The organism is Leucobacter chromiiresistens (assembly GCF_001477055.1).
Lineage (GTDB): Bacteria > Actinomycetota > Actinomycetes > Actinomycetales > Microbacteriaceae > Leucobacter > Leucobacter chromiiresistens_A.
The window spans coordinates 1-873 of sequence record NZ_LDRK01000159.1; the positions used below are offsets into that span (position 1 = coordinate 1).

2 protein-coding genes are annotated in these 873 nt (G+C 68.4%); both read left to right on the top strand.

From position 1 onward, the window contains the following. Positions 1–387 (top strand): phosphatidate cytidylyltransferase (locus tag NS354_RS12795; protein WP_193750786.1); only part of this gene is annotated, 387 nt, incomplete at its 5' end. Between the two features lie 50 nt (positions 388–437). Next, positions 438–873 (top strand): DivIVA domain-containing protein (locus NS354_RS12800; protein WP_241490546.1); only part of this gene is annotated, 436 nt, incomplete at its 3' end.

Consider the following 873-nt stretch of genomic DNA (forward strand, 5'->3'; position numbering starts at 1 on the left):
GCGCTCGTGCTCGTCGTGGTCTCGGTGGACATCGGTGCGTATGCCGCGGGAGTGACGCTCGGCAGGCACAAGATGACGCCGCGGATCAGCCCGAACAAGACGTGGGAGGGTTTCGCGGGCGCCGCGGTGGTCGCCACGGGCGCCGGCGTGCTGGTATCGCTGCTCGCGCTCGGGCAGCCGTGGTGGGTCGGCGCCATCATCGGCATCGTCGTGCTCTTCACGGCCACGGGCGGAGATCTCACGGAGTCTCTGATCAAACGCAACCTAGGGGTGAAAGACATGAGTTCCTGGATTCCTGGTCACGGCGGCTTTCTGGATCGCCTCGACTCGCTCCTGCCATCGGCGGTCGGCGTGTACGGTGTCGCTCTCGCTCTGGGGGTCGTGTGATGCCGCGATCCACTCAGCAGTCGAGTACTGAGCCGGTGCAGAATGGTCGGGTGCACACCTCGTTCCCTCTCGCGACCGGATCGCAGCTCGGCTATCAGCAGGAGCAGGTCGACCGGTTCCTGGAGGAGGCCCGTTCTGCGTATGAAGGCGCCGCAGAGGGCGACGCGATGACGTCGGAGACGGTGCGCAGGCGGGCGTTCGCGGTGAAGCGCGGCGGATACGCGCCGAGGTATGTGGATGCGGCGATGGACCGCCTCGAGGAGGTCTTCTACGAGCGGGAGCGCCGCGCGCGCGTGCGCGCCGCGGGCGAGGAGGCCTGGTGGGACGAGACTCGGCAGCTGCTCTCGGAGGTGCGGGGCAGGATCAACCGGCCCCGCGGTAAGCGCTTCCGCCGACGCGGGCTGTTCGCCACCGGCTACCGGCGGTCTCAGGTCGATGCCTTCCTCGATCGTGTCTCGGAGATGTTCGAGCGGCGCGAGCTCGCGC